Here is a 24,609-nt window from a genome sequence, read left to right as displayed (position 1 = left end):
GATACTTAGGAAAAATTCTATTTTAGGCAAGTTCACACATCACTCTTACTTAGATTATTCTATGATGAGTTCAAATTACCTTCACCATAAGGTAAAAAATTACAGTAATATATCCACTTTTCCACCTCTCAGATAAGAGCGGTCGCATCTAAATGTACTGCTGCTGTTATTCGTCTTTTGAGAGGACCGAGCTAACCCAGCGCAAATGGGGTAATAAAAAAACTTCCAATCGCATGGAATTGGAAGTTTTTGATTAGGGGCTCGTCCTAGAACGCCCCCTGTATATGATTAATCGCGGCAATGCTTAGATCGCGCCCCAGCTCCACGGCGACGACGTCAAAGCGTACCTCGCGGCCCTCCAGCCGCTGTGCGTGAAGATACACTTCGGCCGTGCTGCGGACCTGGCGGATTTTGCGGAAATTAACAGATTCTGCGGCTGTGCCGAAGGAGGTGCCGGCGGTCCGGCTGCGCACCTCTACAAAAACAATGACGCTGCCGTCCTCGGCGACCACGTCCAGTTCGCCGCTGCGGCAGCGCCAGTTCCGGTCACGGATGCGGTAACCTGTGGAGAGCAGCAGGTCGGTGGCCGCCTGCTCCGCGGCTGCTCCTTTTTGGCGGCGGTTATCCTTCATTTTTCCTTCCCGTCCGTTCATTCGAACGGCCTTTCCCGAGCGAGCCGGTCCGCCCGGTAAATGTAGCTGAGAACCTCCGCGACAAGGTGATACAGCTCCGGCGGAATCTGCTGATCCAGGTCCAGCTTGGAGAGGACCTCCACCAGCGCGGCGTCCTCCTGAACAGGAACCCCGTGTTCCTTCGCCGTCTCGAGAATCGTATCTGCCACTTTCCCCCGGCCCTTCGCCACGACGACCGGGGCATCGTTGTCACCGGGCGCGTATTTGAGGGCGACCGCCTTTTTCATACTTGGGGACGGCTCCTGCGGCTTGCTGCTCATACCCTCATATCCACCCCCTTGTAGCTCTGCGGCACGAAGTCCGCCACGCGGTGACCGCCCATGGCCGCACTCAAGCCAGCTGGCTGTTGTTCAGCGGCCGGAGACGGTAGGGGAGCGGCTTTAAGCGTCAGAAGCTGATAGCCGATGGAGGATAGGGCGTCAGCGATTTCAGGCCGTCTGTCTTCCACCAGGGACTGAGCCCATTCCTGATCATTGTGGACCTTCAGACTGACGATCCGGTCGACGATCTGGACGTCGATCAGCGTCTGTCCGAGATGCTTCATCTGAAGGTCGAACCACAGGCGGCAGTTGGATGCATCCAGTTCTCCTTTGGGGCCACGCCTGGACTGGACATGCACCGACGCCGTCTCCTGGCCGTCCGGCCCGTTCAAGGGCAGGAACAACGTGACCTGGGCGAACGGCGCCGTCCGGTCCGTGTTCAGGAGCAGCTGCTGGCCGGTCAGCTGCGAGATGACCTGCTGCGCCGCCTCCTTCAAGGCCGGCGGCGCAGCGTCGTCCTGGACGAGCTGAAGGAGGAGCCCCTTCAGCGTGTCGCGCTGCCCGGTTTCCTGCAGCGCCTGCTCTATCCGCGCAGCGGGCTCAGCCAGCTGCTCCGGCCGCACGGCGTGATGCGCCGGGCCGGGAGGCTGCTGCTGAACCGCATGCGGCCGGACGGTCAGCTCCGGACCGTCCACAGCTTCGGGAGCGGGCTGCGCGGCGGCGGCTCCTGCCGCGCTCGCCGCTCCCGGCGCAGGCCCCGGCTGTGCCGGGCCTGCCTCTGCCGCTGCACCCTGGCCTGCGGCCGGTGCAGCCAAGGGCTGCCGCGCGTTCCCCGCCGCGGCACCCGGCCCCTGCGGGGCCTCCTGCGCGGGCTGCAGCAGCGCCGCGCGCACACCCTGCTGCTCGTGCTCCGCACCGAGCAGCTTCAAGAGACGCCCCACCCACGGCTCCGCGCCGTGGGACAGGGGCGTCTTGGGCGAAGGCCCCGTGCCTGCGGGGCCTTCGCCTCCCTGCGCCGCGTGCTGCGGCGCAGGTTCCGCGGCCGGCGCGGCGAAGCCGCCGGCCGCAGGCCCGCCCGCCGGCTCAGCCGGCGCGGGCGTTGGTGCGACGGCACCCGTGAGCGGTGCCGCGCGCAGCTGCTGCAGCAGCGCCTGCAGCCTGGCGACCAGCGGCTGAAGCGCCGCCGCTGGATGGGACGCCGCGGCAGCCGTGCCGGCCGCGGATGTGCCGTCAGCCGCGCGCCCCGCCGCCTTCCCGGCATCCCCCTCTGCCTCGGTGCTCTTTGGGCTGCGGGCACCGGCCGTTGGCTCCGCTTCTGGAGCCGCTATGCTGCCAGCCCCCGGCTGCGTAGCCGCTCCGGGTAACGAAGCCAGCGGCTGCTGCCCCGAAGCCTGTGGCGTAATGACGCCCTGTCCGCTTTTGACTGCAGCCCCCGCTTCCTCCGAACCCGCTCCAGCCTGCGCGGTGAACGCATTCAGCTGTTCCTCCAGCACGTGAAGCAGCTGGTGCACCGGCGGGCCGAATACCGCCTGCTGCAGCCCGCGGACGCTTTCGGCCGTCAGCGGCAGTCCGCGCTGATTGGCAATCGATGCGGCGCCAAGCCACTGCTCTGTGCTGACCCCGGCAGGTTTTAACGCCAGCGCGTCTTTGAAGACGGCTGCGTTTTCTTTTGTCACATATACGCCCGAAGACCGCAGCGCCTCCAGCATGGCCCGATTCTCCGGCGTATCCGGCAGATCGAGCGATTGCAGCACATCCGCAAGCGACATCGGAGTCCCGGACCCATAGGGGGAACCCTCCATCGCTTTCAATACCGGAAGACCACCGCCATTGTCCGGCTGTACCTGCAGGACCGCTGCCTGCCCAGGCTGAAGCGGCGTTTCCAGCGCCGCCCGTACTTTGACGCCTTGGATCTGCAGGACGGCCTCCTGTCCGTCCTCAGAGACGCTCAGCACAACGCCGCGGACGACTTGCCCTTCCTTCAAATCCAGCTGTTTGGTCTCGCCCGCTTTGGTGTCTCCCATCATGCCGCGCAGTAGTGAACCGATATTCAATGTCCCTCTCCCCCTTCCGTATTCCTTCGCTTATTTATTTATCGGCCGAAAGAGCCAAGGGCTGTAGTCCGTATATCTGCGTTCACGATCTCCGTTGTTTCTTTTCACCCAAAGATCGTCCCCTATCTTCATAATTGCTGCAAATGCTCAGCTCTTCAAACATGAAATTTAAAATACCGTTCAACAAATTATGAATCTGGCTGAATAAGTTTTATCGGATGCTGGGGTCATCGTTACGTCCTGATTGGTCCGCGAGGAACAGAGACGACGCGAAACGGCGAGCCTGCAACTAAGGTTGGTCTGTTTTCTGAATCAAAGCTTGGAGATGCTTATCCAGGAAAACCCACCTTCCAAAAGTCTGATCAGCCAAACTTTTTCCTTATAAAAGTTTACATCGCGACACCCGAGTTTCCATTTTACCTGGCAAAAAAACAGCAGCCCTAAAACAGGGTCTGCTGCACAACTTCCACATTTTTCAAAAAACTGCGGCGATGCATCGGTGTCGGTCCCAGAGCTGCCAGCTGCTCACGGTGCAGTTTGGTTGCATAGCCCTTATGGATCGCGATGCCGTACTCGGGATACTTCGCCTCCCACTCTCCTTCACACAGCCGGTCCCGGCTAACCTTGGCCACGATCGAAGCCGCAGCGATCGATTGGCTGTTTGCGTCCCCTTTGATGATCGCCAGCTGTGGAACGGGCACGTCCACATGCTCCGCATCCACCAGCAAAAAATCCGCGGCGATCGTCAGGCCAAGCACCGCCTTTTTCATCGCCAGGCGGGCCGCCTGCTTAATATTGATTTCATCGATCGTTCGGGCATCCACGTACCCTACGCTGACGGCAAGCGCCTGCTCCATAATCACGTCGTACAGAAAGTCCCGTTTTTTGGCGCTCAATTTTTTCGAATCGTCGACGCCCTCCAGAACGAGTCCTTCCGGCAGGATCACGGCCGCCGCCACCACGTCGCCAAATAAACAGCCTCTTCCGACCTCGTCCACGCCCGCTATGTACCGGTAATCTTTTTCTATGTATTCGCGCTCATATTTTAGCAGGTCCCTCGGGGACTGCTCGATCTCTTCCGTATCCATGCTGTCTTTCCTCCTCCGTGCTGCAAGAGCCAAGGGGTATTCCCGCTCATTCCCCTGGCAAGTCTATCAAACTCGCAATCTATCCTTTTTATTGTACTATGTTCGGACGGCGGATTCCAACGAAAAACGACATCTGGCAGACTTCCAAAAATCGGGGTGCGAACTGCTGGGTACAGAAGATGCGCCGAGCCGTTATGGCCGAAAGCATTCACCGGTGAAAAACCTGGCCTCACGAAGCTAGGAGGAGAATGTGCTGTAATGAGAAGAATGTAACTGCAAAGTGATGAATGTACTGAAAAAGAAGAGTGTTCGGCAAAGAGGTGAATATGCTGTATGAGATGGATGTACTTCGAGGAGTGATCATGGATGCAGCTATATCGAACGACTTGAATATGGGTCATCGTGGTTTTGGCAATCCCGGATTCCACCGTGAACTGGCCAAACTCTTTGAAAAGTGTTACCCAACCAACTTCTACCTTACACAAGCTTTTTGACATCACCGCAACCAACCATATTTTCGTAAATTTCCAAATGCGGTTATTCAGCTGCTTGAGAAGGCACTACAACTTTAAACACCCGTGCACCACGATCCCCACACAAAAAAATAGCTGCATCAATGCAGCTATCGTCGCCGTGCCCGCAAGCACCTGCATGTATTTTACACCGGCTCGCTGAGCAGCGACAAAAACTGCCTTGTCCGCTCCTGCGCCGGATGGTTTAGCACCTCATTCGGGCTGCCATGCTCCATGATGATTCCTTCGTCCATAAATACGATCCGGTCCGCCACCTGGCTCGCGAATTTCATCTCATGGGTCACGATGGCCATCGTCATGCCTTCTACAGCCAGCTCTTTGATGACCTTCAGCACTTCACCGACCAGCTCCGGGTCCAGGGCGGACGTTGGTTCATCGAATAAAAGCAGCTCCGGACCGATGCCCATTGCCCGGGCAATACCGACCCGCTGCTGCTGTCCGCCGGACAGCTGGTGCGGATAGGAGTCCGCTTTGCCGGCAAGTCCTACCTTGCCCAGAAGCTCCAGCGATCTCGCTTTGGCCTCCGCTCTGCCCTTTTTCTGCACGATGACCTGCGCCTCCATCACGTTCTGCAGAGCCGTCATATGGGGAAACAGATTATACGATTGAAAAACCATACCGGTTTTCCTCCGGAAAGCCAGGATGTCTCCCCTTCCCGGCTTGTTTCCTTCCCTGAACGACAAGGTGGAGTCTCCGATCCGCAGCATCCCTTCCGTCGGGATTTCCAGCAGGTTGATGCAACGGAGCAGCGTCGTTTTTCCGGAACCGGAGGGCCCGATGATGACCGTCACTTGTCCTTTTTCGATCGACAGGTCGATTCCCTTGAGCACTTCATTGCTGCCAAAGCTTAATCTCAGATCGTTGATTTCAATCATGATGCATCCCTCGTTTCGCTATCTTGCGGCATAACGGTCAAACATGTGTTCGAGCTGATGCTGGACCGCCGACAGAACGGTGCTGAAGATCAGATAGATCAAGGCTACCTCGCAGTACAGCAGCAAAGGCTCATACACGACCGCCGTAATTTGCTGCCCCTTTTGGAACAGCTCTGTGAGTGTTACCGTCGCAGCCAGCGACGTATCCTTCAGCAGGCTGATAAAAGAGTTGGCCAGCGGTGGCAGCGATACCCTTGCCGCCTGCGGCAGAACAATCCGGCGCAGCGCCTGGGAACGGGTCATCCCGACCGAGTAGGCCGCCTCCCACTGCCCCTTGGCGATGGACTGGATCGCGGCGCGCATAATTTCGGAACCATAGGCTCCGACACTGATCGAGAACCCGATCACCGCGGCGGTGAATGCGTCGATAACAACGCCGATGCTCGGAAGACCGTAGAAAATGATAAACAGCTGGACAAGCAGCGGAGTCCCCCGGATGATCCACACATAAAACCAGGCGACCCGCTGGAGAATGCTCCAGCGCGACAATCGGGCCAGAGCGGTAAGGAACGCCAGCACGAAACCGAGAATGAAGGAAATGATCGTCAGGGGAATCGTGAACTTGATCCCCGCCATGAGCAGCGGCACAAAGGAGTCGATAAAAATATCGGTGAGGTGGGCGGTTCTGTCATTCATCGGTTAACCCCCATCCCGCTTATTTCGATACATCCGTACCAAAGTATTTTTTGGAGATGGCAAGGTACGTTCCTTCCTTCTTCATGTCGGCCAGCGCCTGGTTAATGGCGTCCCGCAGCTCGTTGTTGTTTTTGTTCATCAGTACGGCGCTGGTGCTGCCCGTATCGGTTTCGTCCACCACCTTGATCGGCGCGTCGGGACGTCTTGTTTTGAAGTCGAGATAGGACAGTTTGTCGTTCACCGTAGCATCGATGCGCCCGGACAGCAGCAAGTCGATCGCTTGGTTGAAACCGTCGACCTGCACGATCGTGGCACCGTTGTCTTTAGCAATTTGATTCAGATTGCTCGTCAGCGACTGCCCTGCTTTTTTGCCTTTGAGGTCGGCCAGCTTTTTAATGTCCTGATTATTGTCCTTCACAATCAATACCGCCTTGGAGGCGATGTAAGGGTCCGAAAAGTCGTATTTAGCCTTCCGCTCCGCATTAATGGATACTTCGTTCATCACCACGTCGAAACGCTCGGCGTCCAAGCCGGCGATCATGCCGTCCCATTTCGTTTCGATAAACTCCGGCTTCACGCCGAGCCTTTTGGCAATCTCCCGGCCCAGGTCAACGTCAAAACCGGTTAGCGTTCCTTTATTATCATGATAGGTAAAAGGTGCATATGTTCCTTCCGTGCCGATGCGCAGCTTGCCGCTTTGCTTGATCGTCTCAAGCAGGTTTTTACCCGTATGGGCACCCCCGGTTTGCCCTTCCTGCGGCTTCGTTCCCGTATTTCCGCCGCACGCCATCGTCACGGCCAGCATCAACGTCATCACGATTGCCCAATAAATCCGCCAGCTTCTCACATTTTTCCTCCTCTAACCGTTTTCACCTATTTTGCCACGATGCTGTATTTTCATGCGCGGCCGCCCGTACTTACGCTTGATCCCGACAAAAAAAGCCCATGACCCCAGGTCATGAGCTTTCCTATTCTCGATTCTAAGTCTATTTTGTGCTGCAGCACTATTTCGATATGTCGATAAATCCTTCCCCAAACACGTCCCGAACGTCATGGATCGTAATAAACGCCTGCTTGTCCGCCACCTTGACGATCTTTTTCAGGACAGGCACCTCCTGCTTGCTGATGACGATGTACAGCACTTCCTTGGCCGACTTGCTGTAATAGCCGTACCCCTTAAACACGGTGACTCCCCGGTCCATGACCCGGTTAACCTTCTCGGCGATCTCCGCATGCTGCTCCGATACGATCATCACCGCCTTCTTCGGGTTTAGGCCCTCGATGATGAATTCCATCACCTTCGTGCCGACGAACAGCATAATGATCGTCAGCATCAGGCTTTCCGCGCCAATGATAAAGTAGGAGGAGAACGCGACGATCAGATCAAAGAACAGCAGGGCGTAACTGATGTTCCAGTCCCAATATTTATGGGCAATCCGCGCCAAAATGACCGTACCGGCGGTGGTGCCTCCGGCCCTCACGATCAGCCCGATGCCGACACCGGCCAATACACCGCCAAAAATCGCATTGACGATCGGTTCGTTCGATGTAAGTGTCCAATTTTCGGTCAAATGGAGGAACAAAGAGTTAAACACGACAGCAACGATGGTGTACACCGTCGTCATTTTGTCCAAAAACTTATAACCAACGATCAGCAGGATCGCGTTCAAAATCAGGTTGACCAATCCCGGCGACCATGCAAACAGGTAGTACAGGATGATCGTAATCCCGGTCACACCGCCTTCGCCAAGGTCGTGGGGAATGACAAACAGATTGATATCGAGCGCAAAAATAAACGCCCCCGCGATGATCGTCATGATTTCCATCATTCTTTTTTTCATATGACGGCCTTCCTCTCCCATAAATCAACACGCAAAAAAAGCCCAGTACCTATAACGGAACTGGGCTTGTTCGTTCACTATGATACTGTACATCTCGCTTTGATACACGCGGGATACTTGGATCGTATCCGGCGTTCTTTTCCGATTAGTAAGGGGCTTCCATCGAGAACCGGCCCATTTTGCCGGCGCGCAGCTCCCGCAGCAGCGTCTTCGACGCTTTCTCCAGATCCACCCGTCCGCCGCTCATCAAGCAGCCGCGCTTACGCCCCACCGCTTCCATGATGGAGACGATTTCGTCGCTCTCGTCCGGGTTGTGCGGCATGTCCGCATCGATCTCGAAGCGCTCCCGGAAGGCGTCCCAGTAATACTGGACCAGGTATTTGACCGCAAAAAAGGCGACATCCTCTGCGTTCAGGATCTCTTCCTTGATCGCGCCGGTTACCGCGAGGCGGTAGCCAACGTTCTCGTCCTCAAATTTGGGCCACAAAATCCCCGGAGTATCCAGAAGCTCGATTTCTCCGCCTACCTTAATCCACTGCTGGCCTTTCGTCACGCCCGGCCGGTCCCCCGTTGCGGCAATGCTGCGCCCGGCGAGCCGGTTGATCAGCGTCGACTTGCCTACGTTCGGGATGCCGACGATCAGCGCACGGATCGCCCGCGGGTTCATCCCCTTGGCGATTTGGCGATCGATCTTCTCCTTCAGGAGCAGCTTCAGCTGTCCAGGAATCTCTTTCACGCCCGTGCCTGTAGCCGCATCGACCGGAAATGCCGTATGGCCTTCCTCTTTAAAATAATCCTGCCACTGCTTCGTTACCGAAGGGTCTGCCAAATCCGCCTTGTTCATAATGATCAGCCGGGGCTTCCCCTGCAAAATCTCGTCAATCATCGGATTGCGGCTGGACAGCGGAAGACGCGAATCGATCAGCTCGATCACGACGTCAATCAGCTTTAACTTATCCTGTATTTGGCGGCGCGCTTTGGTCATATGACCAGGAAACCATTGAATCGTCACCGTCATCACCTCATTCTCTTGTCCGCAAACAGCCTCATTCCGCGTTCATTAATGGTTGATCAAATGGATGTCCTTCACCGGCCAGAAGATGAGGTCAGCCCGTCCGACGATATCCCCGAGCGGCACATAACCGATCATCCGGCTGTCCGTACTGTCGGACCGATTATCCCCCATCACGAACACATGACCTTCGGGAACCTTGCCATCCGGAAACGCGCTGTTTGGAAAATCTTTGTCATTATACATCTGGCCTGCTTTATGGCTTGCATCGATGGCACCCTGTATGTAGGCTTCATTGACTTTTTTGCCGTTCACGGTTACCGTGTCGCCTTCCACCTTGACGGTATCGCCTGCGACGGCAATCACGCGTTTGATAAAATCCTTGCCTTCGGACGGAACATGGAACACGATAACTTCTCCACGATGCGGAGCCCGGATATCGTACAATATTTCATTGACGATCAACCGCTCGCCTGTATGAAAGTTTGGCTGCATGGAGGGTCCGTCCACAATAAACGGTTTGAAGAGAAGCCAGCGGATCAGTGCCACCAAAATCAGGGCAATGATGATCGCTTTCAGCCATTCTACGACTTCATTTTTCCCTTTTTTAGGTGGTTTATGATCTTCTTCCTTCAGTTCCACCGCATCGCTCTGAATGTCCTGCTGCATATATCCACCGCCCTCTCCTAGTTTTGCCGAAAAGAAAAGCTCCCATTACGGAGCCGTGTATGCTTTCTTTGGACCAGCGAAGCGAAAAGGCATTCGTGATCACCAGAAAAAACTCCGCTTCTCGCGGTCTGTCACTTGGTTCGTTCATCTATTTACGCCTTTTTTATCCTAAAACGAAAAGGGCTTGAAATCAAGCCCTTTAGCGTTGTTCGCTGATTAACGGCGAATCTCTTTAATTCTTGCTGCTTTACCGCGCAGTTCACGAAGATAGTACAGTTTGGCGCGACGTACTTTACCGTAACGAGCCACTTCGATCTTCTCGATTTTTGGCGAGTTGATTGGGAAAGTTCTTTCTACCCCAACACCGTAAGAGATTTTACGCACAGTAAAAGTCTCAGCGATGCCGCCTCCGCGACGCTTAATCACAACACCTTCGAACAACTGGATACGCTCGCGGGATCCCTCGATAACCTTAACGTGCACTTTCAAAGTGTCGCCAGGACGAAAGCTAGGGATGTCGGTGCGAAGCTGTTCTTTGGTAATCTCTTGTAGGATGTTCATTTAGGACTCCTCCTTCCGTACAGGTGTTCTTGCCTCTTCCGGAAAACCCTCTGTTTTCCTTCATCATCCGCAGCGGACCACCGTATTCCACACAACAGCATTTATTGTAGCATATTTGTTTCATCCTTTGCAACTATAAATCTTTCAGTTGTTGCGCTGCCCCTCGGTTGAAAAAATAGCAAAGTCTCTCTCTCCCAAAAACAGATACTTCACACCGAAAAATAGGCTGACCCAATTGTAAGAAAAACGTCTATCGACGTACCTTCAAAGAAGACAGACCGCGTTTAAAGGACGTTTTTCTTGCGATTATAGAATGGTTCAGCTTCGCTGAAATTTATTAATTCTATAATCTTAAAAAACTTCTTGCCAAAATCGGAATTGACGTTAAAATAAATTTATCATTAAAATAATTTTAACGTTAATAAAAATTGAATGGAGATGTCCTTTCATGAGCGAAACCGTATTGCTTCAGCAGAATCAAGGTGTGCGCAGGCTAGTGAAACACAAGTTGTATCTAATGATGATCACCGCCAAAATCATTTCACGATTCGGGGATTCCGTGGATTCCATCGCCTACAGCTGGATGGTCTACCTGCTTACCGGCTCCGAGCTGCTAATGGGAACACTGTACGCCATCAACTTCGTTCCAGGCATTGCTTTCAGTATGTTTACCGGCGTCCTGGTCGACCGCTGGTCCAAGAAAAAGGTCGTGATCGTGACGAATGCCGGCCGGGGCATCACCGTAACCGTGACGGCGCTGCTCTATTTCATAGGAGACTTGCAGCCGTGGCATCTGTTTATTTTTACGTTCATCAACTCTACGCTCGAATGCTTCTCCACGCCGGCGGAGATGTCCCTCGTTCCCCGCATTTTGCCCAAGGAGCTGCTGCTCAGCGGCAACTCACTGACGTCGTCTGCCTCCCGCACCGCAGAGCTTGCCGGTCTGGCCGCAGCCGGCGGCCTGATCGCCATGTTCGGCATTTCCGGAGCGATGCTGATCGACGCCTTGTCTTTTCTGCTGGCCGCCCTGATGTACGTCTGGATCCGCGTCGACCGGGATCACGGGCAGGAAGCCGATAACGACGAAGGTCTCATGCAGGCAGAGGAAAGCCCCTCTTACTGGAATCAGTTTAAAACCGGATTGAAGTTCGTTAAAGGCCACAAGCTGATGATGATGACCATGCTTTCGGCCGCATTCGTGAATCTGTGCCTCACGCCTAAAAACGTGCTTGAGCCCGTTTATGTCAAACAAATCCTCCACGCGGGCCCATACGGCCTCAGTTTGATCGGCATCGCCCTGATCACCGGCATGATTATCAGCGGCCTATGGATCAGCCAGAAGGGCTCCGCTTACCGCAAAAGCAGTCTGATCGTGTTCGGATTTTTGCTGCTCGGGGTTACGTACAGCCTTCTCTACGTCCCCGCCCTTCTAAGGGAATATCCTCTCTATGCCGCGGCCGCCTTTTGCTTTGGCATGGGATTCGCCATTTCGTTTATCAACACGCCGGTATCCACCTATATGATGGAAGTCACCCCCAAAGCGATGCTTGGCCGGGTCGGGGCGCTGTCGAGCACGATCTGCACCTGTGCCATTCCCGTCGGAAGCCTGCTGGCCGGTTGGGCCGGAGCCTTCGTCGGGGTCCATGTGCTGTACCTCGTTTTTGGGCTGCTGATGTTGATACCGGGGGTCTATCTGTGGAGCCAAAAAGGATTTATGAAAATCTAGGGGAAAGGAAACGTTTTGTGCTCGGGAGCCGTCTGGGCTTATAATGGGGATAAACGATCCGGAAAACAAGATACGGGAAATGTAGAGGTGCACAACATTGGAGACCAAAGAACTGAGCACGATCGAGGAGATCCGGATTTATTCCGATCCTTACCGTTTGAAAATATTAAGCTGCTTTCAGAAGGCTGACCAGCCAATGACGATCAAAGATATCGCTGACAAACTCGGCGAGGTTCCGGCCAAGGTCTACTATCACGCCAAAAAGCTGGAGAGCATCGGGTTAATTGTCCTCGTGTACACCAAACAAATCAACGGGATTACGGCCAAATATTATCAAGCCTTCAAAGGATCCGTACGGATTAAGCGCAGCAAGGACATTGATGAGGCGGCCCAGAAAATCTTCCGTTCCGAAACGCAAAAGCTGCTGGAAGATTTATATGAGGAGAGCAAGCGTAAGTTTCTGAAGGCCCAGAACCAGGAGGAACCTGCCGGGAACCTGTCCCACTCCGAAGTCTATTTGACGGAAGAGGAAGCCAAAGCATTTTTTGACCAAATTACCGAGTTTGTGGAAAAGCACACAGAGCGCCAGCACCCGGATCAGAAGCTGTATGACGTATTTACTACGATTGCCAAACTGGACGAATAGCCTCATACACCACAGCCAAAACCAGCCCCCGGCCATTTGCCGGGGGCTGGTTGTCTCCGAGCTGCGAAAATGACAGTTACCCCTTCTTCGCAGCTCTGACCATCCGCTTTGTGACTACAGGAGCTGCCTTGCGGCATGCTCATCCTCCTGGGCCACGTACAAGTCGTACTGCGTCATTCCCCGGCCCGTAAAGGTGTCCCGGCCGGTCGGCTGGCTCACGATGCGCGAGCGGTGGCGGATCCCTCCGCTCAGCAGTCTGGACTTGGCCCTTGCATAGCTGTCTGCGTCGAAAGATGTGAAGATCGGGATCCGCTCCTTGGGAAAAAAGAACCTCCAAATTGCTTTTGCCGGATTCATGCATCATCCTCCTTCTGGGAGCTACATCAGTGCTTTTTTGCCGATATTATATCCTTTCCACGTCCGAAAACCAAGTTTGGCATAAAAATCCACATATTCCGTCCAATCGATCACCAGGTGCTTCACGCCTCTGGCCGTCAGCTCCGCGACTCCGTCCTGAACGATCGCCAGCCCGTAGCCTTTCCCGCGGAACCGGTCGTCCACGCCGAGCGGCCCGATGCCGCCAAGCGGTTCACTGAACAGAGGCGCCCAATAAGTATTCTGGGCAATCAGCGGGGACTCGCCGTCGTTCACGCGGCAAAAGCCGATCATTTCGTCCCCAAGGAACAGGCCGACGAATTCCCGGCCCTGCCCTCCCCGTTCCCAATAGCACTGGGCCTCGTAATACCAGCGTCCCGGAAAGCACCGCTTGAAGAAACGGAGCATCTCTTCACGGTCTCCCGGGACAAGCAGGCGGGCGAAGGCTCCATCCCGATACTCGGGCCGCTCTAGGCCATCGTCCGAGGTTTCGTTCACCAGGTCGAACACCTCGTACAGGTATTCGTACCCGCGGCGCGCGAACCACGACTTAACCTCCGGCAGTGCGAGCGGCACCCCGGGAAAATAATGCCACGGGTCCCGCCCGATGCTGGCCGATACCGCTCCGGCTTCGCGCAAGGCGTTCTCCGCATGACTGAGCAGCCCTGACCCTATGCCCTGCCCCTGAGCATCGCTGCGGACGACGATGGCCTGTATCCATCCGCCGCCGTCACCCAGCTGCATTTCGCGCGCCGGCTCCTGCCACTTCTTGGCGATCACGAACCCAAGCAGACGGCCCTCCCCGTCAACGGCCAGCCCGGAAGCGGGGCCATACACGTTCACATCTTCAAAAGTATTTTGCTTCATCAGTTCCCTGCGCATCGGAAAGTGGCCGCCCAGTTCCCCGTTCCAAAGGTCACACATCGCGTCAAGCCATTCGGCATCCATCGGAATGATCTTCAAAATAACTCCTCCTTCTACTGTGGATCGTACGTGCAAACGAGTTCTGCAAAAAATATTGTCCATCGGGATATTTCATGTCAGCTCGACTCGTCTTTAGCTGCTGCTCTTTCAAGCGGGATAAGGATTGTAGCAAAAAGAATCATACGTCTCGTTATAAAATATTATTACAAAACAATTATATTTATTGTGTTATAAAATTTCAATGGAGAATAATTAGGTTCCACTTTCCGTAGTGATTTGAGATTACCATGGAATTCATCAGCATACGGTTCGATCCAGGCCAATCCTTATTGAAGGCTAATATAAAAATCGCCGGATCCGAGCTGACAGCTCTCGATCCGGCGATTTCATTCTTTTATGATCCTTTTCAGGACTCCTTATTCAGGAGGTCGTTACACTCTTTTCAGAAAATCGACGATGGTCAGCAGGCCAAGATCGAAGTTTTCCAGGTTAAAGTGCTCGTTAGGCGCATGCAGGTTTTCGTCGGGAAGGCCAAAGCCCATGCATACGACCGGAGCGGCCAGTACACGGGAGAACGTCTCCACGATCGGGATGGAGCCCCCGTCTCTCGTAAATACGGGACGCGTGCCGTATACTTCCTCGTAGGCTTCCGCCGCCTTTTGCAAAATCGGCGTGGACGGATCGATCGTAAATGCATTGCCCTTCTCGAACTGGATGACGGTTGCTTTGGCGCCCGTCGGTACGTGGCTGTAAATATGCTTTTCGATTTTGTTCAAGATGTCCTGCGGATCCTGATGTCCCACCAGACGGCATGTAATCTTCGCATGGGCTTCCTTCGGGATGACCGTTTTGCTGCCTTCGCCCTGGAATCCGCCATAGACGCCGTTCAGCTCAAGGGTCGGGCGTGCGCCCGTTCTTTCGGCGAACGTGTATCCCTCTTCCCCGTACAGCTCGTCAAGCCCAAGGTCGCGCTTCAGCTTGTTCTCGTCTCCTGACTGCTTCGCAAACTCGGCATGATCCGCCTCCGTAAGCTCCGGAACGCCTTCGTAGAAGCCTTCCACAGTCACGCGGCCCTTGGCATCATGCAGGGAATCGAGCAGACTGACCATCGCATGCAGCGCATTCGGCACGCCGCCGCCGTAGCTGCCGGAGTGCAGATCTGTATTCGCCGAATGAACATGAACTTCCAGTGAGCACAGACCGCGAAGACCGGTGCAGATCGCCGGTTTTCCTTTTTCCAGCAGGGACGTATCCGAGATCAGAACCGCATCGGCTTTCAGCAGCTCCTGCTGTGCCTCCAGGAACTTCGGAAGGTTCGGGCTTCCGACTTCCTCCTCGCCCTCCACGCAAAACTTGATGTTGACCGGAAGCTGCTTCTCCTGCTGAAGAATCGCTTCCACCGCCTTAATATGTAAAAAGATCTGCCCCTTATCGTCCGTTGCCCCTCTGGCGTACAGCTTGCCGTCGCGTTCGGCCGGCTCGAAGGGTGGTGTATCCCACAAGTTCAGTGGGTCTACCGGCTGCACGTCATAGTGCCCATAGACGAGAACCGTCGGCTGTCCGGGTGCATGCAGATGGTCCGCGTAGACGATCGGGTGGCCGTTTGTTTCGTGGATCTTCACGTTTTCAAGGCCGGCCTTTTTGAGTGTCTCCGCCAGCCATTCTGCCGCCCGCTTTACGTCCGGCTTATGCTCAGACAATGCGGAAATGCTCGGAATGGACAACCATTCCTTCAGTTCGTTCAGATGCTGATCGCGATGGGTTTGAAAATATGCTTTATAATCCATAATATCCTCCTGTCATGATCAAATTTTTACTGGGATGCTCGCGTCTTGTTCCCCATATTTCAGACAACCTTATATCCAGACTAACGCATCTGACGCTAAAAAACCACTCCCTTGCAGAACCCAGGGGCCGTGGTTTTACAGCTCGGTTATTCAAGTCCGCCATCGGTATCTTTCAGCCTGCGGAGCTTTTCCAATGTCTTGCGGTCCCGGTCGGTCAGCTCCACCTCATCCAGCAGGTCCGGCCGCCGTTCCAGCGTCCGCTTCAGCGCCTGCTCCCGGCGCCAAGCCTCGATGTTCGCGTGGTGGCCGCTTAACAGCATGTCCGGCACCTTCCAGCCCCGAAATTCCACCGGCCGGGTATAGTGCGGGTACTCCAGCAGCCCGGTGCTGAAGGAGTCCGTCACCGCCGACGTTTCGTTGCCCAGCACGCCGGGCAGCAGCCGGGAAACCGCATCGATCACGACCGCCGCCGGAAGCTCGCCCCCGGTCAAGACATAGTCGCCGATCGACAGCTCATCGGTGATGAGGTGCTCACGAATCCGCTCATCGTATCCCTCGTAGTGGCCGCAAATGAAGATCAAATGCTCTTCCTTCGCGAGTTCCTCCGCTTTTTTCTGGGAAAAGGTTTCCCCCTGCGGGCACATCAGAATGACTCTTGGCTTGGCCTGATGTCCCGCTTTCTCCAGCAGATCCTCGACAGCCGCAAAGATCGGCTCCGGCTTCAGAACCATCCCCCCGCCTCCGCCATAAGGCGTATCGTCAACCGTACCGTGCTTATTCCCAGAGTAATCCCGGAAATTGACGGTATGGAGCGAGATGATTCCTTTCTCCTGGGCCTTGCCGAGAATGCTTGTCCGGAAAACCCCATCCAGCATTTCCGGGAACAGGGTCAGCACATCCACTCTCATTAGTCCAGCAGTCCTTCCATAATATGAACGAGTATTTTTTGGTTCGGAATGTCTACGTCAAGGACGACATCATCAATGACGGGGATGAGGATACTCTTGCCACCCTTAGGCTGGACTACCCATACGTCGTTCGCGCCGGGTGTCAAAATTTCCGTCACGACCCCAAGCTCCTTGTCTTCATCGGTCACGACGGTGCAGCCGATAATTTCATGGAAGTAATACTCGTCTTCCGGCAGCTCCACGAGATGTTCCTTGCCGACTTTCAGCATGCTGCCCTTAAATTTCTCCACATCATTAATATTGTCGTAGCCGTCCAATTTGATGATGTACATATTTTTATGAAGGCGGGACGAATCGACGGTCACGTCGACCGGCTTGCTCCCGTCCTCCGGAACGATCATGAGCTCGCTCCCCTTGGCGAAACGGACCTCGGGAAAATCCGTGTACGACAACACTTTGATTTCTCCCTTGATGCCATGGGTGTTGACGATTTTGCCAACCTTATAAAGTGTTTCCGGCATGTTCTCCTCCTAGCTTCGTGGCGCCGGCGCTTCGGCGCGCCTTGTATTGCACGGATCTATTATATAATCTTCAGCATGTACGAAAAAGGGCTAGGACATGCATCCTAACCCCCTTTCGTATATCTTTAAGATATGATATCCACGGTCACGCGTTTATCCATTTTGACTGCTGCAGAAGTCACGACTGTTCGAAGCGCCTTGGCGATCCGGCCCTGCTTGCCGATGACCTTACCCACATCCTCGGGATGCACGGTCAGTTCGTAGACAATCAGGTGATCCTTCTCCACCGTCTTCACAGCCACCTCTTCAGGATGATCCACCAAAGCCTTAGCAATAACACCAACTAATTCTTCCATAGATAACCCTCACGATCAGTCATTATTTCTGCTGCTTGAGCTCATGGAACTTCTTCATCACTCCTGCTTTGCTCAGCAGGTTGCGGACTGTGTCGGATGCTTGCGCACCGTTTTGCAGCCACGCCAGTGCTTTATCTTCATCGATTCTTACGTCAGCCGGTTGGTTGACCGGATTGTAGTAACCGATTTCTTCGATAAAACGGCCGTCACGTGGGGAACGGGAATCCGATACCACGATACGGTAGAAAGGAGCTTTATGAGCACCCATGCGTTTCAGACGAATACGTACTGCCACGAAATTCACCTCCTTCAACAAAATAATCTCTGGGTGACAACCCTTCCCCCTAGCGGAGAGGCGGCTGTCTATATACAAATGCAGTGATTAACGGAAAGGAAACTTCATGCCGCCTTTGCCGGCCAATCCTTTCAGCTGCTTTAAAGCCTTGCCCTTCGGACCCTTCGGTCCCATCATATCCGAGAACTGCTTCATCATCCGGCGCATCTCGTCAAACTGCTTGATCAGCCGGTTGACCTCGGCGAGCGAGGTGCCGCTGCCGGTCGCAATCCGCTTGCGGCGGTTGTGGTTGATGATATCCGGATTCTGTTTCTCTGCCTTTGTCATCGAAAAGACGATCGCCTCAATGCGGCCCATCTGCTTCTCGTCGACCTTCAGATCCTTGGTCTGCTTCAGCTTGCCCATCCCCGGGATCATGTCCATGATCTGGTCGATCGGGCCAAGCTTCTTCACCTGCTCCATCTGCTCCAGGAAATCGTCGAACGTAAACTCGGCGTTACGCATTTTACGTTCCATTTCCTTGGCTTTCTCCGTGTCGATATTCGACTGGGCTTTCTCGATCAGCGAGAGCATGTCGCCCATGCCGAGGATCCGGGAAGCCATCCGCTCCGGATGGAACGGCTCCAGCGCATCGATCTTCTCGCCGAGCGCCGCAAACTTGATCGGACAGCCGGTTACGGCCTTAACGGACAGCGCGGCACCGCCCCGGGTATCGCCGTCGAGCTTGGTCAGCACGACTCCCGTCAGATCCAGCTGCTTGTTGAAGTGATCCGCGACGTTGACGGCATCCTGGCCTGTCATCGCGTCCACAACCAGCAGCACCTCGTCCGGCTTCACCTCACTGTGGATTTGGCGCAGCTCTTCCATCAGCTCTTCATCGATATGCAGGCGGCCCGCCGTATCGATGATCAGATAATCGTTCCCGTTATCCTTGGCATGCTGATAAGCCTGCTTCGCGATTTCCACCGGGCTTGTCTTGTCGCCGAGTGTAAATACCGGTACGCCGATCTGGTCACCCAGCACCTGAAGCTGCTTGATCGCCGCAGGGCGGTAAATATCGCCCGCCGCCATCAGCGGACGGTGGTTCTGCTTCTGCAGCATCTTCGCCAGCTTGCCTGATGTCGTCGTTTTACCGGCCCCTTGCAAACCTACCATCATAATGACGGTCGGAGGCTTGTTCGCCTTCGCCAGCTTCGCCTGGCTTCCGCCCATCAGCTCGGTCAGTTCTTTATTAACGATGTCGATGATGACCATGCCCGGCGTGAAGCTCTCCATCACTTCGGTACCGATGGCCTTCTCTTTCACCTTGGCGACGAAATCCTTGACGACCTTAAAGTTAACGTCAGCTTCCAGGAGCGCAAGACGCACCTCGCGCATCGCTTCGTTAACGTCATCCTCGGACACCTTGCCTTTGCCGCGCAGCTTGCTGAATACGTTCTGCAGCCGGCTCGTCAATCCTTCAAATGCCATGAACCGCCACCTCCTTCTAACGCTTTATTCCAATTGCTGCAATTGATTTATGATTTGATATATTCTCGTTTTATCGGATTCAGACATGCTGCTGGACCCCGTAATACTCTGCAGCCGCTCAAGTTCTTGGCTGCGCTGCTCATGCTTCTGCAGCAGTCCCAGCTTCTCTTCATACATGTCCAGCACCTGCTCAGCCCGCTTGATATGCTCATAGACGGCCTGACGGCTGATGTCGAACTCGGCTGCAATCTCCCCGAGGGAGAAATCGTCATGAAAGTAATATTTAAGGAACGTCTGCTGCTTCTCTGTCAGCAGCTGTTCATAGAAATCAAACAAAAGGTTGATTCGATTCGTCTTCTCGAGCCGATTCTCCTGACTCACTGAGGGACACTCCCTTCGTCAAGGAAAAACACTTTACAGTTCTTTAACGTTCCTTATCATACAGAAAACAAAGAAAGATGTCAAGCAAATATCCTTGTCATCTTGAAAAGTTTCTTGTTTCTATCTTTACGACCAAGGAAGCAGATAGATCAGCACCGCAAAGAAATGCATCACGCTCCCGCCCAGCACGAACAAATGCCAAATCGCATGGTGATACGGAAAGCCCCTCCACACGTAAAAAATGGTACCAAGCGTGTAAAGGATACCGCCGGCAGCCAGCAGCCAGATGCCTCCCGAAGCCACGGCAGCCGTCAGAGGCCCCCAGGCAACCACGACCATCCACCCCATGATAATGTAGAAAATCGTGGACATGAACAGAAATCGCTTCGTAAAAAATGCCTTGAACACGCAGCCGAGCAGTGCAATCCCCCATACAGTAGCGAACAGCGACCACCCCAGCGGTCCACGGATCGCAACCAGCATAAACGGCGTATACGAGCCCGCAATGAACAAGTAAATCGAGGAATGGTCAAAAATTTCGAACAGATCCTTGACCCTGCCCTCCTTAAAGCTGTGTACCAAGGTGGAGTTGATGTACAAAATCAGCATCGTCGTCCCGTAGATCGAAAAGCTGGCGATATGCCATGCCGTCCCTTTCATGGTGGAAAATACGATCAGCAGCACCAATGCGGCAACGCTGAGCAGTGCCCCGATGCCGTGGGTAATGGCGTTCGCCACTTCTTCCTTCCGGGTGTAAGTGTGTGTATTAGCCATAAACAACCCTTTCATCAATCCTTTTATTTTCTCCATTATAACCTCCAAGCCGCCCGCATTTCCACTTTCCCTGGGCTTATCCCATGGCGGGGCTCATGATGGACTGACATGCTATCCGTGTCGGCCGGGCTCTTTCCCCATTTCGGCTGTAATTGGTCCTTTCATCCAATTCTATAAAGCTATCAAAGCATATATTGTAAGCGGCTGGTTGAAAGGAGGTATGTAAACTATGGCAATCATTATTTATCCGAAAACGATGAACTGGAAGTACATGAAGCAGCGGCCGCAGCAGCTCATGACTCAGCTAGGGGCCAGGGGCCACCTCGTATTCTTTGAAAACCTGGCGCCGCTGGACCGTGAATTCATAGAAGTGGAGCCGAACGTGTTTTTGTTCACCGACCATCACGCATTTATGAAGAAGCTGAAGAAGCTTCGCGAAGACCATGCGGTCGTGGGCTGGACCACCTGGGCCAAACAGCGCACACGTCTGACTTCCCTCTACCGACCGGATGCCATCATCTATGATTGCTGTGATGAGTTTCCGCACTGGGCCAAGTATGAAGTCAAGATGGTGGATGCTTCCGACCATTTGGTCTGCACAGCCGAATCCATCCGGATGCGCCTGGAGCTGGCCTATCCTGATAAACCGGTAACGCTGATCCCGAACGGAGCTGACGCTTCCTTCTTCGATCCCGCCCCGTCCCAGCGTCCTCATGACCTGCCGCAGGGGAAAGTCGCCGCCTATATCGGCGCCTGGGCCTACTGGCTCGATCACGATCTGTTCGCGAAGATGGCGTCGCACTATCCGGACGTGCATTTCGTGTCCATCGGTGCCGCCTACGGCGATATCCCCGACTATGCGATGCTTCCGAATGTTCATGTGCTGGGCGAGAAGCCTCACACCGAGCTCAAAAAATATCTTCAGCATATCGACGTCGCGTTAATCCCTTTTCAGTATCACCCCATTACCCTGGCAACCAATCCTGTAAAAGCTTATGAATATATGGCATCAGGTGTGCCTGTACTGTCGACGGCGCTTCCGGAATGCATCCGCATGGAACCCCATGTCACGACGGCTACCACACATGACGATTTTATCGCCAAGCTGGGCCGGATGCTGGAAGAGCCCGACTCCCGAGAACAGCGTCTGGCTCGGATCGAATATGCGCGGAGCAACCGCTGGGAAGACCGGGGCGAAGCCGCGCACCAGGTCATTATGGACACGCTGCGGCGCAAGAGCGAGCCGAAGTCTTAATGAAAGGAGGCGTTTATCGTTGAACATTGGAGTATGCGGTTATTACGGCATGGGCAACTTCGGTGACGATCTTTTTCTGAGAACACTGCAGCAGGTATTCGAAGGCCATGTAGTGTACCCGTGGACCAGCCGTCTCGATCCGGCGCAAACCGACCACGTCATTATCGGGGGCGGGGACTTGATCACGCCGTATTCGTTTAACCCTTATTATTTTCCGGATGCGCTCAAGAACCACCCCAAATGGCTGTACGGCGTCGGCATCGTGGACAACTACCCCGAATCCAGCTGGCCTGCGGACCAGGTTGCGAAATACAGAAATTATATCCGCACGGCGCAAATGGCCGTATTCCGGGACAGCCGTTCGGCCGATATCGCCCAAAGAGCCGGATTCCATCAGCATGTTCAGCAGGCCCACGATATCGTATTTGCGTACAGGCAGCCTGACTACCCAGTCAAACGATTCTCCAGCCGGCCGACCATCGGCCTGTGCCTGTTTGCTTACCCTTCGTTCCCTTTTGAAAATATGCTGCAGCTGTCGCTCCACCTGATCCGGCAGGGTTACCACCTTGTGTTTATTCCCGTGATCAACCACCCCACTAATATTTACTCGGACCTTACGGTCTGCCAGCAAATGCTCTCCCGGATCAAGGAGGCCCTCCCGGGGGCATCCGCCGAAACGCTGCCTATGCTGATGGAATTAGACCTGACGTACAGCTATATCCAGTCGGTCGATTATTTGATCACCTACAAGCTCCACCCCGCCCTGGTCGCCCTGCGCGCCGGGAAACCGGTATTCGCCCTGAGCCAGATGCGCAAGGTTGAGAGCCTGCTGGATGCGTTCGGGATGAAAAAATACTACTGCGATTACAAGCTGCCTTACGAAGATCTGCAAAACAGGGTCGACGCGTTTCTGGAGGAAAGTCCCAAAGAAATAAAGCTGCAGGAAAAGGCGATCCGCCGCGCGGAGCGTGAAAGCCTGCATCAGCTGCGTCGGCTTAAGGAAGAAATCGAGTCTTACCGATCATAGTCCCTTTCGGGAAAGCAACTGCCAATGAATTAAAGGAGGAGAATGGGAGCCATGACGTTTTTCTGGAATCATAGGCATTGGAAAATCCGGATCCGACAGCTGCATGATCAGATCCTGCATCTAAGCCATGAGCTGCATCATGTGAAGGATGACGTGCGTCAGATTGAAGCAAAGCTGAATGAGCACTTGTGGGAATGGAAGGAGCTTAAGGAGGAAATCAGACGACTGGCCCGACGGATCGAGGAGTTAGAGTCGCTGGCGGACCGCGTTGCGAGACTGGAAGAAGAAGTCATGACGGGCATCACGGACAATCCCGAGCTGCACGCCTACTTCGCAGGCAAGATCGGCAGCGAGGTCCGGGTGGATACGGCCAGCGCTACCCTGCAGGGCGTCGTGCTGACGGTAGCTGAAGACGCGGTCGAACTCCGCGAGAGCGGCGGCGACCTGCTGATCATTCCGTTCAGCCGGATTACTTCGGTTCAGTAACCAAAGACAATCAATTCCATTCGAAAGGAGAACGACCATGGATTTCAAAGAATTGGTTCGCGGCTTCACAAACTCGGAAGTCGAAGTCATGACGCCAGGCGACATGATCACCGGCACGCTCATCTCAGTTAACGACGCTTCATTGATGCTGAAAGTTCCGCCGGTTATGTACGGCCCACCGGGGGATGTGGCCATTGTGCCGCTCCGGTCGGTCGAGTTTGTCAGAGTGCTGACGGATTAAAAATGCGGCAAGGCTGGAGGGATTTTGCTCGGCCAACGCAAAAAAAGAAGGGTGGCTGCATGCCATCCTTCTTTTTGTTTGTTTTTTATGCAAGTATCCCTGCCGTACACGGATCAGTGCTGCGTTTCATCCTGCGCTGCGCCTTCCGCCTCCTGCTCCTGGATCAGTCCGGCGAACAGGGCATGAACAAACTGCTGGGAATCAAACGGCTGCAAATCCTCCATTTTCTCACCAAGGCCCACGAGCTTCACCGGAAGGTTGAGCTCCTGGCGGATCGCCACGACGATACCGCCCTTCGCCGTACCGTCAAGCTTCGTCAGAACAAGGCCGGTGACCCCGCTCTTCTCCCCGAACAGCTTGGCCTGGCTGAGCGCGTTCTGTCCCGTCGTTGCGTCAAGCACCATCAGCACCTCATGCGGAGCACCCGGAATTTCCCGCTGAATGACGCGGAAAATTTTGTTCAGCTCCTCCATCAGGTTCGTTTTGTTCTGCAGGCGTCCCGCCGTGTCGCAGATCAGCACATCCGCCTGGCGCTGCTTGGCAGCCTGAACCGCGTCAAACATGACCGCGGCCGGATCGGAGCCGGCATGCTGCTTGATGACCTCTACGCCTGCGCGTTCGCCCCACACTTCGAGCTGCTCGATCGCCCCGGCACGGAAAGTATCGCCGGCGGCAAGAAGCACCTTTTTGCCTTCCTGCTTGAAGCGGTGGGCGAGCTTGCCGATCGTCGTCGTCTTGCCGACGCCGTTGACCCCGACAAACAGGATGACGGTAATGCCGTCTTCGTTCATGCGGAGCGCGTTGTCGTCATCGCCGCGCAGCAGCTCCATCAATTTCTGCGAAAGGATCGGCTGCAGCTCCACCGCGTCTTCGATCCGCTGCTTCTTCACTTCGGCACGCAGATCGTCGATCAGCTCCATGACCGTGTTCACGCCCACGTCCGCGCCGATCAGAATTTCCTCGAGCTCCTCATAGAACTCCTCGTCGATCTTTTTGCGGCGCGTCATCAGGTCGGTGACCCGTTCCACGAATCCTTTGCGTGTTTTTTCCAATCCGTCCCGGAACTGCTTCGTTACGGATTCGGTCTTGCTTGAAATGCTCTCTCTCAGCTTTCTGAAAAAGCTCATAGGTCTCCTCCATCTCTAAGGTTGAATAT

Annotated in this window: 27 protein-coding genes and 1 pseudogene; 6 read left to right on the top strand and 22 right to left on the bottom strand. The window is 54.6% G+C overall.

The window, feature by feature from the left end:
• Window positions 1-266 precede the first annotated feature (266 nt).
• The 11 genes and pseudogenes from ABIE48_RS08800 to rplS all read right to left on the bottom strand — a co-directional run bounded on the left by ABIE48_RS08800 (window position 267) and on the right by rplS (window position 10,281).
• A complete protein-coding gene (locus ABIE48_RS08800; protein WP_260869272.1) occupies window positions 267-653 on the bottom strand; it encodes a YraN family protein in 387 nt (128 codons plus the stop codon).
• Window positions 650-952, bottom strand: coding sequence for an EscU/YscU/HrcU family type III secretion system export apparatus switch protein (locus ABIE48_RS08795; protein WP_192714749.1), 303 nt, complete (start codon window positions 950-952; stop codon window positions 650-652). Before ABIE48_RS08795 ends, ABIE48_RS08800 begins: the two co-directional genes overlap by 4 nt.
• On the bottom strand, window positions 949-3,006 hold the full coding sequence (locus tag ABIE48_RS08790) for a hypothetical protein (protein ID WP_192714750.1): 2,058 nt from the start codon (window positions 3,004-3,006) through the stop codon (window positions 949-951). The genes ABIE48_RS08795 and ABIE48_RS08790 overlap by 4 nt, the downstream gene beginning before the upstream one ends.
• Before the next feature lie 440 nt (window positions 3,007-3,446).
• Window positions 3,447-4,130 (bottom strand): annotated as a pseudogene (locus ABIE48_RS08785) (ribonuclease HII); the annotation flags it as partial.
• Window positions 4,131-4,752: 622 nt separating this feature from the next.
• Complete coding sequence (locus tag ABIE48_RS08780) at window positions 4,753-5,502, bottom strand: amino acid ABC transporter ATP-binding protein (RefSeq protein WP_192714753.1); 750 nt, start codon at window positions 5,500-5,502, stop codon at window positions 4,753-4,755.
• 18 nt (window positions 5,503-5,520) lie between these two features.
• The gene (locus ABIE48_RS08775; RefSeq protein ID WP_192714754.1) at window positions 5,521-6,198 is read right to left on the bottom strand and encodes an amino acid ABC transporter permease; all 678 of its coding nucleotides are present in this window, start codon (window positions 6,196-6,198) and stop codon (window positions 5,521-5,523) included.
• A 19-nt stretch (window positions 6,199-6,217) separates the two neighbouring features.
• Entirely contained in the window at window positions 6,218-7,012 is a 795-nt protein-coding gene (locus ABIE48_RS08770; protein ID WP_192715335.1) for an amino acid ABC transporter substrate-binding protein, read from the bottom strand.
• Window positions 7,013-7,202: 190 nt separating this feature from the next.
• Entirely contained in the window at window positions 7,203-8,039 is an 837-nt protein-coding gene (locus ABIE48_RS08765) for a YitT family protein (protein ID WP_076168205.1), read from the bottom strand.
• A 145-nt stretch (window positions 8,040-8,184) separates the two neighbouring features.
• On the bottom strand, window positions 8,185-9,051 hold the full coding sequence (gene ylqF, locus ABIE48_RS08760) for a ribosome biogenesis GTPase YlqF (RefSeq protein WP_145157514.1): 867 nt from the start codon (window positions 9,049-9,051) through the stop codon (window positions 8,185-8,187).
• A gap of 48 nt (window positions 9,052-9,099) precedes the next feature.
• On the bottom strand, window positions 9,100-9,720 hold the full coding sequence (gene lepB / locus ABIE48_RS08755; protein WP_105443639.1) for a signal peptidase I: 621 nt from the start codon (window positions 9,718-9,720) through the stop codon (window positions 9,100-9,102).
• A 216-nt stretch (window positions 9,721-9,936) separates the two neighbouring features.
• Window positions 9,937-10,281 carry a 50S ribosomal protein L19 gene (gene rplS / locus ABIE48_RS08750; RefSeq protein ID WP_076168209.1) on the bottom strand — a complete coding sequence of 115 codons (345 nt, stop codon included), beginning with the start codon at window positions 10,279-10,281 and terminating at the stop codon, window positions 9,937-9,939.
• 448 nt (window positions 10,282-10,729) lie between these two features.
• On the opposite strand from rplS, the gene ABIE48_RS08745 reads away from it, so the two are divergent.
• On the top strand, window positions 10,730-12,007 hold the full coding sequence (locus ABIE48_RS08745) for an MFS transporter (protein WP_192714755.1): 1,278 nt from the start codon (window positions 10,730-10,732) through the stop codon (window positions 12,005-12,007).
• Between the two features lie 97 nt (window positions 12,008-12,104).
• On the top strand, window positions 12,105-12,653 hold the full coding sequence (locus tag ABIE48_RS08740; RefSeq protein ID WP_192714756.1) for a helix-turn-helix domain-containing protein: 549 nt from the start codon (window positions 12,105-12,107) through the stop codon (window positions 12,651-12,653).
• A gap of 114 nt (window positions 12,654-12,767) precedes the next feature.
• On the opposite strand, the gene ABIE48_RS08735 is transcribed toward ABIE48_RS08740, so the two are convergent.
• The 10 genes from ABIE48_RS08735 to trhA all read right to left on the bottom strand — a co-directional run bounded on the left by ABIE48_RS08735 (window position 12,768) and on the right by trhA (window position 20,444).
• Complete coding sequence (locus ABIE48_RS08735; RefSeq protein WP_192714757.1) at window positions 12,768-13,010, bottom strand: hypothetical protein; 243 nt, start codon at window positions 13,008-13,010, stop codon at window positions 12,768-12,770.
• Window positions 13,011-13,031: 21 nt separating this feature from the next.
• Window positions 13,032-13,991: a GNAT family N-acetyltransferase gene (locus ABIE48_RS08730; protein WP_145021970.1), complete on the bottom strand. Its 960-nt coding sequence runs from the start codon at window positions 13,989-13,991 to the stop codon at window positions 13,032-13,034.
• Window positions 13,992-14,383: 392 nt separating this feature from the next.
• Entirely contained in the window at window positions 14,384-15,739 is a 1,356-nt protein-coding gene (locus ABIE48_RS08725) for a dipeptidase (protein WP_192714758.1), read from the bottom strand.
• A 146-nt stretch (window positions 15,740-15,885) separates the two neighbouring features.
• Window positions 15,886-16,647 carry a tRNA (guanosine(37)-N1)-methyltransferase TrmD gene (trmD, locus tag ABIE48_RS08720; protein ID WP_192714759.1) on the bottom strand — a complete coding sequence of 254 codons (762 nt, stop codon included), beginning with the start codon at window positions 16,645-16,647 and terminating at the stop codon, window positions 15,886-15,888.
• Window positions 16,647-17,168, bottom strand: a complete 522-nt coding sequence (gene rimM / locus ABIE48_RS08715; protein WP_192714760.1) for a ribosome maturation factor RimM — start codon at window positions 17,166-17,168, stop codon at window positions 16,647-16,649. Before rimM ends, trmD begins: the two co-directional genes overlap by 1 nt.
• 125 nt (window positions 17,169-17,293) lie before the next feature.
• Window positions 17,294-17,524: a KH domain-containing protein gene (locus tag ABIE48_RS08710; RefSeq protein ID WP_076168224.1), complete on the bottom strand. Its 231-nt coding sequence runs from the start codon at window positions 17,522-17,524 to the stop codon at window positions 17,294-17,296.
• Between the two features lie 22 nt (window positions 17,525-17,546).
• Window positions 17,547-17,819, bottom strand: a complete 273-nt coding sequence (gene rpsP, locus ABIE48_RS08705; RefSeq protein WP_105443645.1) for a 30S ribosomal protein S16 — start codon at window positions 17,817-17,819, stop codon at window positions 17,547-17,549.
• A gap of 87 nt (window positions 17,820-17,906) precedes the next feature.
• A complete protein-coding gene (ffh, locus tag ABIE48_RS08700) occupies window positions 17,907-19,289 on the bottom strand; it encodes a signal recognition particle protein (RefSeq protein ID WP_076168228.1) in 1,383 nt (460 codons plus the stop codon).
• A 24-nt stretch (window positions 19,290-19,313) separates the two neighbouring features.
• Entirely contained in the window at window positions 19,314-19,670 is a 357-nt protein-coding gene (locus ABIE48_RS08695) for a putative DNA-binding protein (RefSeq protein ID WP_145021981.1), read from the bottom strand.
• A 126-nt stretch (window positions 19,671-19,796) separates the two neighbouring features.
• Window positions 19,797-20,444, bottom strand: coding sequence for a PAQR family membrane homeostasis protein TrhA (trhA, locus tag ABIE48_RS08690; RefSeq protein ID WP_116231771.1), 648 nt, complete (start codon window positions 20,442-20,444; stop codon window positions 19,797-19,799).
• Between the two features lie 229 nt (window positions 20,445-20,673).
• Between trhA and ABIE48_RS08685 the strand changes: the two genes are divergently transcribed.
• Genes ABIE48_RS08685 through ABIE48_RS08670 form a run of 4 tightly spaced genes read left to right on the top strand, consistent with a single transcriptional unit; the run spans window position 20,674 to window position 23,453 of the window.
• The gene (locus ABIE48_RS08685; RefSeq protein ID WP_192714761.1) at window positions 20,674-21,699 is read left to right on the top strand and encodes a glycosyltransferase; all 1,026 of its coding nucleotides are present in this window, start codon (window positions 20,674-20,676) and stop codon (window positions 21,697-21,699) included.
• A 19-nt stretch (window positions 21,700-21,718) separates the two neighbouring features.
• Window positions 21,719-22,726 (top strand): polysaccharide pyruvyl transferase family protein, encoded by a 1,008-nt coding sequence (locus tag ABIE48_RS08680; RefSeq protein ID WP_192714762.1) that lies wholly within the window; start codon window positions 21,719-21,721, stop codon window positions 22,724-22,726.
• Window positions 22,727-22,777: 51 nt separating this feature from the next.
• Complete coding sequence (locus ABIE48_RS08675; RefSeq protein ID WP_234489606.1) at window positions 22,778-23,212, top strand: hypothetical protein; 435 nt, start codon at window positions 22,778-22,780, stop codon at window positions 23,210-23,212.
• Between the two features lie 37 nt (window positions 23,213-23,249).
• Complete coding sequence (locus ABIE48_RS08670; RefSeq protein WP_105443649.1) at window positions 23,250-23,453, top strand: hypothetical protein; 204 nt, start codon at window positions 23,250-23,252, stop codon at window positions 23,451-23,453.
• 113 nt (window positions 23,454-23,566) lie between these two features.
• Here ABIE48_RS08670 and ftsY read toward each other — a convergent pair whose 3' ends face one another.
• A complete protein-coding gene (gene ftsY / locus ABIE48_RS08665) occupies window positions 23,567-24,580 on the bottom strand; it encodes a signal recognition particle-docking protein FtsY (protein ID WP_116231274.1) in 1,014 nt (337 codons plus the stop codon).
• Window positions 24,581-24,609 lie beyond the last annotated feature (29 nt).

The organism is Paenibacillus sp. OAE614, from assembly GCF_040546645.1.
Classification (GTDB): domain Bacteria; phylum Bacillota; class Bacilli; order Paenibacillales; family Paenibacillaceae; genus Paenibacillus_AQ; species Paenibacillus_AQ favisporus.
Note: the sequence above shows the minus strand (reverse complement) of the source record. Positions and strands in the feature narration are given on the sequence as shown.